The sequence below is a fragment of the Massilia phyllostachyos genome (genome assembly GCF_021044825.1).
Lineage (GTDB): Bacteria > Pseudomonadota > Gammaproteobacteria > Burkholderiales > Burkholderiaceae_D > Telluria > Telluria phyllostachyos.
This window is the reverse complement of sequence record NZ_JAJNOC010000004.1, coordinates 461,405-473,909: the sequence shown is the minus strand read 5'-3', so window position 1 is coordinate 473,909 and position 12,505 is coordinate 461,405. Positions and strand designations below refer to the sequence as shown.

The 12,505-nt window shown below is 69.1% G+C and carries 13 protein-coding genes; 9 read left to right on the top strand and 4 right to left on the bottom strand.

Features of this window, described 5'->3' with window-relative positions:
- Nucleotides 1-19 precede the first annotated feature (19 nt).
- From LQ564_RS15335 to LQ564_RS15325, 3 genes are all read right to left on the bottom strand, one after another.
- Nucleotides 20-496 (bottom strand): hypothetical protein, encoded by a 477-nt coding sequence (locus LQ564_RS15335; RefSeq protein ID WP_231058961.1) that lies wholly within the window; start codon nucleotides 494-496, stop codon nucleotides 20-22.
- A gap of 2 nt (nucleotides 497-498) precedes the next feature.
- Nucleotides 499-684, bottom strand: coding sequence for a hypothetical protein (locus LQ564_RS15330; protein WP_231058960.1), 186 nt, complete (start codon nucleotides 682-684; stop codon nucleotides 499-501).
- 284 nt (nucleotides 685-968) lie between these two features.
- Nucleotides 969-1,319, bottom strand: a complete 351-nt coding sequence (locus LQ564_RS15325; RefSeq protein ID WP_231058959.1) for a response regulator — start codon at nucleotides 1,317-1,319, stop codon at nucleotides 969-971.
- Here LQ564_RS15325 and LQ564_RS15320 point away from each other — a divergent pair.
- The 6 genes from LQ564_RS15320 (at nucleotide 1,306) to nagZ (ending at nucleotide 7,820) form a co-directional block, all read left to right on the top strand.
- Complete coding sequence (locus LQ564_RS15320) at nucleotides 1,306-1,623, top strand: hypothetical protein (RefSeq protein WP_231058958.1); 318 nt, start codon at nucleotides 1,306-1,308, stop codon at nucleotides 1,621-1,623. The two genes, LQ564_RS15325 and LQ564_RS15320, sit on opposite strands and share 14 nt — an antisense overlap.
- Before the next feature lie 176 nt (nucleotides 1,624-1,799).
- Nucleotides 1,800-3,146 (top strand): head GIN domain-containing protein, encoded by a 1,347-nt coding sequence (locus LQ564_RS15315; RefSeq protein ID WP_231058957.1) that lies wholly within the window; start codon nucleotides 1,800-1,802, stop codon nucleotides 3,144-3,146.
- 186 nt (nucleotides 3,147-3,332) lie between these two features.
- Nucleotides 3,333-4,211 (top strand): glucosamine kinase nucleotide-binding domain-containing protein, encoded by an 879-nt coding sequence (locus tag LQ564_RS15310; RefSeq protein ID WP_231058956.1) that lies wholly within the window; start codon nucleotides 3,333-3,335, stop codon nucleotides 4,209-4,211.
- The gene (nagA, locus tag LQ564_RS15305; RefSeq protein WP_231058955.1) at nucleotides 4,208-5,293 is read left to right on the top strand and encodes an N-acetylglucosamine-6-phosphate deacetylase; all 1,086 of its coding nucleotides are present in this window, start codon (nucleotides 4,208-4,210) and stop codon (nucleotides 5,291-5,293) included. The genes LQ564_RS15310 and nagA overlap by 4 nt, the downstream gene beginning before the upstream one ends.
- Before the next feature lie 17 nt (nucleotides 5,294-5,310).
- Complete coding sequence (locus LQ564_RS15300) at nucleotides 5,311-6,321, top strand: SIS domain-containing protein (protein WP_231059004.1); 1,011 nt, start codon at nucleotides 5,311-5,313, stop codon at nucleotides 6,319-6,321.
- Nucleotides 6,322-6,335: 14 nt separating this feature from the next.
- A complete protein-coding gene (gene nagZ, locus LQ564_RS15295) occupies nucleotides 6,336-7,820 on the top strand; it encodes a beta-N-acetylhexosaminidase (RefSeq protein WP_231059003.1) in 1,485 nt (494 codons plus the stop codon).
- Here the strand turns inward: nagZ and LQ564_RS15290 are convergent.
- Nucleotides 7,817-8,920 carry a DUF6447 family protein gene (locus LQ564_RS15290; protein WP_231058954.1) on the bottom strand — a complete coding sequence of 368 codons (1,104 nt, stop codon included), beginning with the start codon at nucleotides 8,918-8,920 and terminating at the stop codon, nucleotides 7,817-7,819. The two genes, nagZ and LQ564_RS15290, sit on opposite strands and share 4 nt — an antisense overlap.
- A gap of 310 nt (nucleotides 8,921-9,230) precedes the next feature.
- Here LQ564_RS15290 and LQ564_RS15285 point away from each other — a divergent pair, with 310 nt between their 5' ends.
- The 3 genes from LQ564_RS15285 (at nucleotide 9,231) to LQ564_RS15275 (ending at nucleotide 12,468) form a co-directional block, all read left to right on the top strand.
- Complete coding sequence (locus LQ564_RS15285) at nucleotides 9,231-10,520, top strand: tetratricopeptide repeat protein (protein ID WP_231058953.1); 1,290 nt, start codon at nucleotides 9,231-9,233, stop codon at nucleotides 10,518-10,520.
- A gap of 119 nt (nucleotides 10,521-10,639) precedes the next feature.
- Nucleotides 10,640-11,710, top strand: coding sequence for a flavodoxin family protein (locus tag LQ564_RS15280; protein ID WP_231058952.1), 1,071 nt, complete (start codon nucleotides 10,640-10,642; stop codon nucleotides 11,708-11,710).
- A gap of 17 nt (nucleotides 11,711-11,727) precedes the next feature.
- The gene (locus LQ564_RS15275; RefSeq protein ID WP_231058951.1) at nucleotides 11,728-12,468 is read left to right on the top strand and encodes a GntR family transcriptional regulator; all 741 of its coding nucleotides are present in this window, start codon (nucleotides 11,728-11,730) and stop codon (nucleotides 12,466-12,468) included.
- Nucleotides 12,469-12,505: the final 37 nt, after the last annotated feature.

The window sequence follows — 12,505 nt, the reverse complement described above, 5'->3', positions numbered from 1 at the left end:
TCTTCAAGGAAGAGCTTGCTCAGCGCACCGGCATCGATTTGAACTTCGCGCAGTATATTTTGCTTTTGTCATTCATGTAAGCGATGGTGCTGCCCGAGTTCGATACGCGCAAAGGAAAGGGGGTGGCGTCCTTCGGCTTGAAGGCGATGCCGGCGCTGCCGCGGATCGCGGTTTCCAGCTCCTCGGGCTTGCCCTCGAGGACGGCGGCGATGAAGACCAGCTCGCTGGTATCGTCGCTGACCATGACTTCCTTGACCTCGGCGCCCCACAGCGTGGCTTCGAGCCTGAACCAGTAGGCCCCGCCCTCGCGCTTGTAGGCCGGGCCGAAGGAGGTCGTCAGGTAGTCGTGGAAATAGCGGTTCTCGAGATGGCTGCGGCACAGCAGGGCGTTGCCGATCACGGTGCCGAAGGTGGTCGGCATGGCGCCGGCCGGGGCTGTCAGGAGGGATGCCGCCGCCAGCAGGGCGAGCGCGGCCGGCCGACTGTATGCCGGCATGTTTACAGTTTGGAGAGCCAGGCGCGGTTGGCCGCGATCCTGGCCTTGACCGCCGCCGGCAAGGCGTCATAGCAGCCAGGATGCTGCTTGAGCGCATGCTCACGCACTTCCTTCTGCATGCCGTTGACGAGGAACACGTACAGTTCCGCGCCCTGGTCGTTCTTGCGGGTGCCCATATAGCGAATCACGGATGATCTCCTTCCATGCCCGCATTATGACACTGCACGGCCCGGCCCGCCCACGTCGTTCAGCTGTTGCTGTCGAACTACATCACTGTACGGTGGACGGGCCATCGGCGCGTTCGAGCCCCGGATGCGACGTGGCGGGGCATGCGCAGGTTGAACGCGTGGGCGGAGGACCGCCCACCCTACGAGGGTGTGAAAAATTCGTCGATGGCTGCGTTGCCTCGTCTCGCCGTACGAGTGTACTGTCTTCGACTCGGCGCCTTGCCATAGCCCTCTTTTCACACCCTCTACGAAACCGGGACCCTGGCCAGGATATCGAGCAGCGCGTCGACGTCCACCGGCTTGGTGAGGTGATGGTCGAAGCCGCCGGCGCGCGTGCGGCGGCGGTCTTCCTGCTGGCCCCAGCCGGTCAGCGCCACGATCAGGAGGCCGGCCTGGGCCGGATCGAGGCGCAGGCGGCGCGCCACTTCGAAGCCGTCCATGCCCGGCATGCCGAGGTCGAGCAGCAGCGCGTGGGGACGGAACTCGGCGGCCTGCGCCAGCCCGGCCGGGCCGTCGAGGGCGGTGCGCACCTCGGCCCCGACCGAATGCAGCAGCAGGGCCAGCGACTCGGCGGCGTCGCCGTTGTCGTCCACCACCAGCAGGCGCCGCCTGGAAGGCCTCGCCGTCCGGCGCGGCCACGGCAATGCCGGCCGATCCGGCGCGGCACAGCTCGCGCAGCAGCTCGGCCAGGCGCTGCGGCACGGCGTCGGGCCGGCGCGCCAGCTCCTGCGCCAGCGCGCCCAGCGCGCGGTTCTCGGCCGCGTGGTCGGACGCGCGCGCGGGGCGCTCGTCCAGCGCCTGCGTCGTGTGCAGCTCATCGATATCAAGCACTGCCTGTTCCTGCACACTATCGCTCATCGGGACGTCAAGACAGAGTCAACTTCGGGACGCAGAGGCTAAGCCAAAACGCCGCTGGACGCCAACAGGGTTCCGCCCGGCACGACAGGCCGCGTCCGCCTGCTCATCCTTTCACTTTGCATTCTGTTCCCCGTTTTCGCGCATCCGTCGCTCGATGCATGATTAGCGGCCCGGATTGTCCTATCGTGCAGGCTCACCCACCTCGCCAGAAAAAGAACATGCGCCCCACTTTCAAGCCAGCCCTGCTCGCCGCCGCCATCGCCGCCGGCTTCCTTGCCACCGAGGCCGGGCACGCCGAGCCGTCCGGCCGCGCGCTCACCCAGCAGCGCCAGCTGGCCGCCTTCAGCGCCATCGAACTCGATGGTCCCTACAAGGTCGTGGTGCGCGCCCAGGGCCGCCAGGCGGTCGAGCTGTCGGGCGACGCCAGGCTGTTCGAGGACGTCGAGACCGTGGTGCGCGGCGACACCCTGGTGGTGCGCCCGGCCAACCGCAACGGCTTTCGCTTCAGCTGGGGCAAGGAGCGCGGCAGCGTCACCATCGCCATCACGGCCGCCCAGCTCAGGAGCCTGAGCATGTCCGGCAGCGGCGACGTCGCGTTGAGCCAGGTGTCCGGCGAGCGTTTCGCGCTGGCGGTCGACGGGCCCGGCGACCTGGAGGCGGCCGGCGCCGTGCGCGAACTCACGGTGCGCGCCGGCGGCAGCGGCGACGCCGACCTGCAGCGCCTGAAGGCCGCCGACGTCAACCTGACCCTGTCGGGCCCCGGCGACGTGCGCCTGTCCGGCGTCGGCAACGCGCTGGCGGCGACGCTCAGCGGTTCCGGCGACCTCGAAGCCCTCGACCTGCGCCTGGCGCGCCTGAATGCGCGCATCTCCGGCCCGGGCGGCATGAAGCTGTCCGGCCGCGCGCGCGAACTGCGCCTCGAGGCCAGCGGCTCGGGCGACTTCGACGCCTGCGGCCTGGCCGTGGACGCGGTCTCGGTCACCCAGCGCGGCCCGGGCAACGCCTGCGTCGCCGGCGCCATCACGAAGTTCGACGCCGAGGTGCACGGCTCGGGCGAGTTGCAGGCCAGCGGCCTGCGCGCGCCGAAAGGCACGCTGCGCCTGAGCGGGCCGGGCAGCGCCACCCTCAGCGGCGAGATCGGCGAATTCACCGCCGACCTGGCCGGCTCGGGCGACCTGGAAGGCGGCAGCCTGGACGTCAGCCGCGCCCTGCTCAAGGCGCGCGGCCCCGGCGGCATCGAGCTGGCGAACGTCTCCGACACCCTGGACGCCGAGCTGCGCGGCTCCGGCGGCCTGGACGCGCGCATGGACGGCAAGCGCCTGCTGTTGCGCATGAGCGGGCCGGGCCATGCCCAGGTGGCCGGCAAGGTCCACCTGGTCAAGGCGCAGCTCAGCGGCTCCGGCGCCTTCGACGGCCGCCGGCTGCGCGCCGACCGCGCCGAGATCGCCGTCAGCGGACCGGGCAATGCGGTGGTCGACGTCCCCGAGCACGCCGGCCGCCGTGGTCGCGGGGGCGAGGAGATGCTGGTGGTGGACCGCAGCGGCAGCCGCTACCGGACAAAATGAGTGGACGCGACAATACCAATTCGCATACCAATAAAAAGATTCGCATAATCAGCGGTTTATGCAAATTTCCGGTGCAATTTGCCGGTCATGTGCAAAGTAGATTTGCATACCAGTTAAATACCTGTTGACAGGCCGGGGCCGCCTGCCTATAGTGCGCTGACCTCCTCGGCAGAATACGCACACTCCATGATCGACTATCTCATCGGCGTCGACGGCGGCGGCACCGGCACCCGCGTGCGCCTGGCGCGCCGCGACGGCAGCGCGCTGGCGCAGGCCAGCGGCGGCCCGTCCGCGCTGGCGCGCGGCATCGACGCGGCCTGGGCCACCATCGACGGCGCGGTCCGGCAAGCCTTTACCCAGATCGGTATCGACCCGGTCCCACGCGCCGCCTGCGCCATCGGCCTCGGCCTGGCCGGCGTGCACAACAAGGAGTGGAAGGCCGCCTTCATCGCCGCCAATCCCGGCTACGCCGCCATCGCCCTCGACACCGACGGCTTCACCACCATGATGGGCGCCCACGCGGGCCGGCCCGGCGCGATCGTCGCGATCGGCACCGGCAGCGTCGGCGAAGCCATGCGCGAAGACGGGACCAAGATCGAAGTCGGCGGCTGGGGCTTCCCCGCCGGCGACGAGGCCAGCGGCGCCTGGATGGGACTGCGCGCGCTGAACCACGTCGAGCACGTGCTCGACGGCCGCGCCGAGGGCAGCGCCTTTGCGCGCGAAGTGATCGACTTCTGCGGCGGTTCGCGCGACGCGCTGCAGGTCTGGCTCGGCAAGGCCAACCAGACTACCTACGCCAGCCTGGCGCGCTTCGTGGTCATCCACGGCGAGACCGACCCGGTGGCGCGCGCCATCCTCGAACACGCCGGCCAGGAAGTGGCCGCCATCGCCGACGCGCTCGACCCCGGCCACAGCCTGCCGCTGGCCCTGTGTGGCGGCCTGGGCGAGGTGCTGCGCGCCTGGCTGCCGCCCGCTACACTGGCGCGCTGCGTCCCCGCCCAGGGAGACTCGGCCGCCGGCGCGCTGCGCATGATCGCGCGCCAACTCGAAAGGACACCGCAATGAAAGGCAACATCCTCACTCCCAACGGCTGGATCCATGGCGAACTGCGCCACGGCGCCTTCGTCGAGGGCGTCGACGGCCACGAAGTCGACCCGTCGGCCAACGGCGACGACTACATCCTGCCCGGCTTCATCGACGTGCACGTGCACGGCGGCGCGGGGCGCGACATGATGGAGGGCGGCGACGCCCCGCACGTGATCGCCGCCCTGCACGCGAAGCACGGCACCACCGCCCTGCTGGCCACCACCATGACCGCCCCGATCGAGGACATCGACCGCGCCCTGGGCGCCATCGGTGCGGCCTGCAAGTCGCGCGGCAAGGGCGAGGCGCGCATCCTCGGCGTGCACCTGGAAGGCCCCTACATCAATTCCGGCAAGCTGGGCGCCCAGCCGCCGTATGCGCGCGAAGCCACGCTCGACGAGGTCAACCGCTTCAACGACGCCGCGCCGATGCGCCTGATCACGGTGGCGCCCGAGATCGACGGCCACATGGAACTGCTGCGCGCGATCGCCGACGCCGGCATCCGGGTCCAGATCGGCCACACCAGCGGCAGCTACGAAGACGGGGTGCGCGCCCTCGAACACGGCGCGCACGGCTTCACCCACCTGTTCAACGCCATGCCCGGCCTGCACCACCGCGAACCCGGCATGGTCGGCGCCGCGCTGGCCCACGCCGAATACGCCGAGATCATCCCCGACCTGCTGCACGTGCATCCGGGCGCGATCAGGACCGCGCTGCGCTGCATCCCGAAGCTGTTCTGCGTGACCGATTCGACCGCCGCCGCCGGCATGCCGGACGGCGAATACATGCTGGGCCGCCAGGTGGTCCACAAGTGCATGGGCGGCGTGCGCCTGGCCGACGGCACGCTGGCCGGCAGCACCCTGACCATGGACCAGGCGCTGCGCAACCTGGTCAAGATCGGCCTGCCGCTGGCCGAGGCCAGCCGGCGCGTCTCGACCAACGCCGCCGACTACCTCGGCGAAACCCGGCGCGGCCGCCTGGCGCCGGGCTGCCATGCCGATTTCGTGGTCCTCGACCGCGACCTGAACATCAAAGCCGTCTATATCGAAGGAGAACTGCAGTGACCGTCCCGACCTCGCTCATGTACCAGGAAGCCCTGTCCGCCGGCGATTGCGTCGCGCAGCAGCTGGCGCAAGACGCCGACCGCTACGCGGAACTGGGCCGCGCGCTGCGCTCGACCAGCTTCCACAGCGCCGTGACGGTGGCGCGCGGCAGCTCCGACCACGCCTCGAGCTACCTGGCCTACCTGATCATGGCGCGCATGGGCCGCCTGGTGACCTCGCTGCCGATGTCCCTGATCACGCTGTACAAATCGCCGCTCGTCACGCGCGACACCCTGGCGATCTCGATCTCGCAATCCGGCCAGAGCCCGGACGTGGTGGAGCCGATCAGCTACTTCCGCAACGGCGGCGCGACCACGGTGGCGCTGGTGAACGATGCGGCCTCGCCGCTGGCCAACGCTGCCGAATGGACCATGCCCCTGCATGCCGGCAAAGAGCAGAGCGTGGCCGCCACCAAGAGCTTCATCGCCAGCATGGTCGCCGGCGCGCGCCTGGTGGCCGAGTGGCAGAACGACCCGGAACTGAAGGACGGCGTGCTGGCCCTGCCCGACGCCCTGCGCGCCGCGACGACGGTCGACTGGTCGCCCGCGATCGAGGTGCTGGCCCCGGCCCGCAACATCATGGTGGTGGGACGCGGCATCAGCTTCCCGGTGGCGCTGGAAGCCAGCCTGAAATTCAAGGAAACCTCGGCCCTGCAGGCCGAAGCTTTCTCGGGCGCCGAGATCAAGCACGGCCCGATGGCCCTGATCGAGGAAGGCTATCCGCTCCTGATCTTCGCCACCCGCGGCCCGGCCCAGGCCAGCCTGGTGGCGCTGGCCGAGGAGATGCGCGGCCGCGGCGCGCGCGTGCTGCTGGCCGCCCCCGAAGACGTGGCGAGCCGCGACCTGACCCTGCCGACGGCGGCCATCCCCGACCTCGACCCGATCGCCGCGATCCAGGCCTTCTACATGATGGCGGCGCGCCTGTCGGAAGCGCGCGGGCTCGATCCGGACAAGCCGCGCCACCTCTCCAAGGTCACGAAAACGAACTAAACGATATGCGCGATATGAACGATTGCCTCGACCTCGCCGGCCAGCTGATGATGGTGCGCCTGTTCGGCGCCGAACTCGACGCCGATACCGATGCCTTCCTGCGCGCCCACAAGGTGCGCGGCGCCTGCCTGTTCCGCCAGAACATGGTGGACGCAAGCCAGCTGAGCCGCTTCACCGCCGGCCTGAAGGATGCGATGGGCCCGCAAGCCCTGATCGCGCTCGACCAGGAAGGCGGCGCCGTGGTGCGCTCGACCTGGGTGCCGGCGCCGCCGAGCGCCATGGCCCTGGGCGCGGCGGGCGACGAATCGCTTGCGCGCGAGGTCGGCGCCGCCGTGGCGCGCGCGGTGCGTGCGCTCGGCTTCAACTGGAACTTCGCGCCGGTGCTGGACCTGAACAACAACCCGCACAACCCGGTGATCGCCGAGCGCTCCTTCGGCGCCGAGCCGAGCACCGCGACCCGCCTCGCGCTGGCCTGGATGGCCGGCAGCGAAAGCGAAGGCGTGGCCTGCTGCGTCAAGCACTTCCCCGGCCACGGCGACACCCACGTCGACTCGCACCGCGACCTGCCGACCGTGGACAAGCCCCTCGAAGAACTGCAGCGCTTCGAGTTCGCGCCGTTCCGCATGGCGGCCGCCAGCGCGCCGGCCATGATGACCGCCCACATCGTCTATCCGGCGCTGGACCCGGTATACCCGGCCACGATGTCGCGCCCGATCCTGACCGGCATCCTGCGCGAACAGTTCGGCTACCAGGGCGTGATCATCACCGACGGCATGGACATGCACGCGATCGCCCACCGCTACGGCGCGGGCGAGGCGGCGGTGAACGCCCTGGTCGCCGGCGCCGACATGGTGATGGCGATCGGTTCGCGCGAAACGCAGGTCGAGACCGTGCACGCGATCGCGGAAGCGATCCGCAGCGGCGTGCTGCCCATGAGCGAAGTCGAAGCGCGCCTGGCGCGCTTGAACGCGCTGGCGGACAGGCATCCCGCCGGCCCGGCGGCCTACGCCGTCGAGCATGAAGACCGCGCCCTGATGGCGCGCGCCTGGCGCGCCGGCCTCACCGCGCTCAAGCAACCGCAACGTCCGCCGCGCGGCAGCAAGGTGCGCCTGGTGGCGCGCGCCGACGTGGTCAGCGACGGCGTCTCCGAAGCTGGCGTGCCGGCGGCCAGCATCGCCGCGGCGCTGGGCCGGCTCTACGAGGTCGAGCTGGTCACCTTCGCCGACGCCGACAGCTTCGCTTGGGATGCCCTGCCGCAGGACGGCCGCTTCACCATCCTGGCCTCGACCGCGCGCAAGCGCTATGGCCCGCATGCGCGCGCGACCTGGCGTCCCGACCTGCACGTCGCCCTGTGGAACCCCTACCAGGCCCTCGACTTCGACACCCCTGCCCTGCTGACCTACGGCTTCGCGCCGCCCGCGGTGGACGCGGTGGTCGCCTGGCTGGCGGGCGAGATCGATGCGCCGGGACGCTGCCCGGTGCCGGGCTTCGGCGCCTAAGCGGCCGGCAGCGCGGCCTTCAGCGCGGCCACGTAGGCCGCGCGCGCGGTCTGCAACGCCGCCATGTGCGCCTGCATGCGCGCCAGTTCCGCATCCACGAACTGGATGCTTTGCAACTGGGCGCGCGCCTCCGGGGACAGGCTGTCGAGCGGGTAGTCGATAGCGTCGATCTTGATGGTGGACATGGGGTTCTCCGTGGATGTCTGGTTCGATGGATTGGTGCGCATGCCGAGCGCTTGATTGACCGCTTGGGCCTCGCGGATCACCGCCTCGTGCGCGGCCGGCGAGCGGTGCGCGCCCGCGCCGCGCTGGCGGCGGCACTGCGCCAGCGCCAGCTGGCGGCCCTGTGCCGGATCCGGGGCCAGCACCTGGCCGCTGCCCTGCAAGGCCTGGCGCACGCGCTCGAACACCTCCTGCGGCATCGGCTCGTCGCGCAGCAGCGCCTCGCTCGGCGCAAAAGCCTGGCTGCGGGTCAGGGCCAGCATGTAGTCGGTGGCGGCGCGCAGCTGGATGCGGCCGCTCTTGTTCACCATGACCAGGGGACAGTGCGGCGCCAGCTGCGGCAGCACGTGGTTCGGGTAGGCAGTCTCGCCCCAGTAGCTCTCAGCCACGCGGGCGAAGTGCCGGTAGTCGCGGATCGCGCTGAACCGGGCCTGTTCGAATGGCAGGACTTCCACCTTCGGCTTGGTCACCGTCACCGTGTCGTTCGACACGTCGACATACAGGGTGCCGATCTGGAAGGCGTTCTGGAAATACTGGCCGCGCAGGTCGCCCCAGACCTGGCGCATGGCGCCGCCGGCGCGCTGGAAGCTGCGCAGGGCGCGCAGGCCGACGGCGGCATCGGGCGGCACCTCGGCCTCCTCCACCGTCGCCAGACGTTCCTGCATGGCCTTCGATATTTCCAGGCACTGGCCGAGCGGATAAGGCTTGCCGAGCTTGACCGGCAGCCGGCCGCGCAGGACCGGGTCGACCTCGGCGCGCAGGTAGAGCAGGCAGGCTTCGAACTGGGCCAGCACGGGCAGCAGGTGGCGCGCGGTCAGCGCGGCCTGGACGCCGTCTTTCGCGACACGGGGTTCGTTGGGCAGCAGCGGGGAACTCATGCGCGCGCCGCGTGGTCGACGCGGACGAGCGCGAGGTGGGACGAATGGAACATCGGCAGGATCATACTTTCGAGGCAAGGCGGCATGCTACCTGAACCGCGCCTACTTTGCAGCAATCGTCCCGCGCCAGCCAAGGTAACGCCATGTAACCGTCCACCCCATCGCGCACGGCCTGCGGCACAATTGCCGAGCCTGAAAAAGGCTTTTATGGGACAATGCACGTTTTGTCCGTAATGGCATTTTCGCCATGTTTACGTTTAGACATGTCGCATCTGCCCTTGCTCATCATTATTTAGACCGAGGATATTCCATGGCCCAATTCCGTCTTGCCCGCCTTTGCCTGATGCTCGCCGCTTTCGGCGTGACCGCACCGGCGCTGGTGTCCAGCGCTCATGCGCAGCAGAAGAGCGATGCGCCGGCAGCTGCAGCTGCGCCGCAGGACACCGTTCGCCCAGAAATCTTCAAGCTGCTCGACCCGGCCGCGGTCAAGCCGCTGGTGGACGCGAAGAACTTTACTGAAGTTCAGAGCCGCATCACCCAGGCCGAAGCCTTCCCGAACCGTACCCCGTACGAAGACTACGTGATCAACCGCATGAAGCTGACCGTGGCTTCGTCGACCGGCAACGATGCCGCCGCGATTCCGGCGCTGGAAGCCGTGATCAATTCGGGCAAGCTGAGCGCCGGCGACAAGGCCAACTTCATGCAGGCCCTCGGCAATATGTACTTCAACGCCAAGAACTATCCGAAGGCGCTGGAATGGTTCGAGCGCTACACCAAGGAAAGCCAGACCCCGGACGCGGTGCGCCCGGCGATGGCCAGCGCCTACTACCTGCAGAACGATTTCGCCAAGACGCGCGACACCCTGCTGCCGATCATCGAAGCCCAGGAAAAAGCCGGCCAGAAACCGGCCGAGAAGGACCTGCGCATGCTGGCCTCGTCGGCCATCAAGATGAAGGATGACGCCGGCTACATCGTGGCGCTCGAGAAACTCGTGCGCGCCTACCCGAGCGACGATTTCTGGACCGACCTGGTCAGCCGAGGCGTGGGCCGCAAGGCGGGCTTCAACCAGGACACCCACCTGGCCAACCTGTACCGCCTGCAGTTCGCGGTCGCACCGAAAGGCATGGCGCCGGAAGAGTACACCAACCTGGCCGAACTGGCCCTGCGCGACGGCTTCCCGACCGAAGCCAAGAAAGCGCTGGACGCCGGCTACGCCAACGGCGTGCTCGGCACCGGCGGCAACGCCAAGGCCCACGCCGCCCTGCGCGACAAGGCCAACAAGGGCGCGGCCGACGACGCCAAGAACATCGCCAGCGGCGAAGCCTCGGCCGCCAAGGCCAAGACCGGCGCCGGCCTCGTCAACCTGGGCTGGGCCTACGCCACCATGGACCAGGCCGACAAGGGCATCGGCTTCATCCAGCAGGGTATCGCCAAGGGCGGCCTGAAGAACGTCGAGGAAGCCAAGCTGCGCCTCGGCATGGCGCAGGCGCGCGCCGGCAAGAAGGCCGAGGCGATCCAGACCTTCGAGGGCATCAAGGGCGCCGGCGGCGCCGGCGACCTCGCCAAGTACTGGATCCTGTACCTGAACCAGCAGGGCTGATCCTTTTCGCCCCCAGCAAAGCCGGACACCGTCCGGCTTTTTTCTTGCCCAGTGTGCGCGCGCGCACATTCTCGCCATCACCGTCCAGTCGATAATTTCGGCAAATTCACGGAGGCGGCATGACAGAGGTACGCAAAGGGCAAGCGCCCGCCAAGCTGGGGCGCAACGAATTCCACATCCGCTTCCGCAACGCATTCCACGATCCCGGCTACGACGCGCTGGAGCAGGAACTCGCGGCCATCGAACAGGTCGCCTGGGAGGCCTACCACGAGGGCCGCAAGGCCCCGCGTACGGTGAAGGCCGGCCCCGGCTACGCCGACCCGTCCTACGACCTCTCGGTCGAATGGAAGGAGACGCACGAGCGCCTGCTGGCCGCCGAGCGGCACCAGAAAGACCCGGCCTCGCGCAACCGCGTGCTCCTGATCAACGGCTCCTCGCGCAACGACGGCACCTGCCCCGGCGAGATCTCGAAGAGCTGGCGCATGACCATGCTGGCGCGCGACCTCCTGATGGAACAGGGTTTCGAGGCCGACGTGCTCGACCTGAGCCTCCTGAACTCCGACTACGACCGCCACATCCACCCCTGCAAGGGCTGCGTCTCGACCGCCATGCCGCTGTGCCACTGGCCCTGCAGCTGCTATCCGAACCACGCCGAGCGCCAGGTCAACGACTGGATGAACGAGATCTACGAGCGCTGGGTGCTGGCGCACGGCGTCATCATCATCACCCCGGTCTACTGGTACCAGTCGCCTTCGCCGCTCAAGCTCATGATCGACCGCCTGGTGTGCGCCGACGGCGGCAACCCCGACCCCTCCTCCACCCACGGCAAGAAAGCCGAGGTAGCCAAGGAGATCGAACTGGCCGGCTGGGACTATCCGAAGCACCTGGCGGGCCGCGCCTACGGCGTGGTGGTGCACGGCGACGTGGCCGGCATCGAAGGCACGCGCCGCTCGCTGGCCGACTGGTTCGGCTGGATGGATTTCGTCGACGCCGGCAGCTTCGCCCAGCTCGACCGCTTCATCGGCTACTACGAATCCTATGCCGACAGCCACGCCACGCTGGACCGCGACACCGCCTTCCAGGAAGAGGTGCGCAACGTCGCGCGCGCGGTGGCCGAAGCGGTGCGCGAGATCCGCGCCGGACGCGTCGCGGTGTCGCAGCACCGCCTGAGGGACCCGCGGCCGAAGTGAGGCTGTAGAATGGTTGCATGAATGCCATCGCAGACCTGATGCAGTCGGCCGCCGCCGGCGCCAAGCTCCCCCTCTACCAGCAGCTCCAGCAGGCGCTGCGCCGCGCCATCGACGAAGGCGCCCTGAGCGCCAGCTCGGCGCTGCCGGCCGAGCGCCAGCTGGCCCAGGAACTGGGCATCTCGCGCATCACGGTGAGGAAAGCCATCGACGCCCTGGTCGAGGAAGGCTTGCTGGTGCGCCGCGCCGGCGCCGGCAACTTCGTCAACACCCGTTTCGAGAAGAACTTCGCCAAGCTGAGCTCGTTTTCCGAGGACATGCGGGCGCGCGGCCGCGCGCCGCGCAATGTCTGGATCAAGCGCTCGGAAGGCCTGGTCACGCCCGAGGAAGCGCTGCGCCTGCGCTTGTCGCCCGGCACGCCGGTGTACCGCTTCAACCGCATCCGCTTCGCCGACGAAGTTCCAATGTGCCTCGAATACGCCACCATCGCCGCCTTCGCCCTGCCCTCGCTCGACGCGGTGGACGATTCGATGTACGCGGCGCTGGAAGCCAGCGGCAACCGGCCGGTGCGCGCGCTGCAGCGGCTGTCGGCGCTGCTGCTCAACGGCGAACAGGCGAAGCTGCTGCAGACGCGCGAGGGCGATGCGGGGCTGTGCGTGGAGAGGTTGGGGTTTGCCCGGGATGGACGGGCGGTGGAGTTTTGTCGTTCCTATTTCAGGGGCGACATGTATGACTTCGTGGCGGAGTTGAATGCGGGTTGATTGGGCGATGCGGGTCGATTGGGCGTCTGGCCCGCTA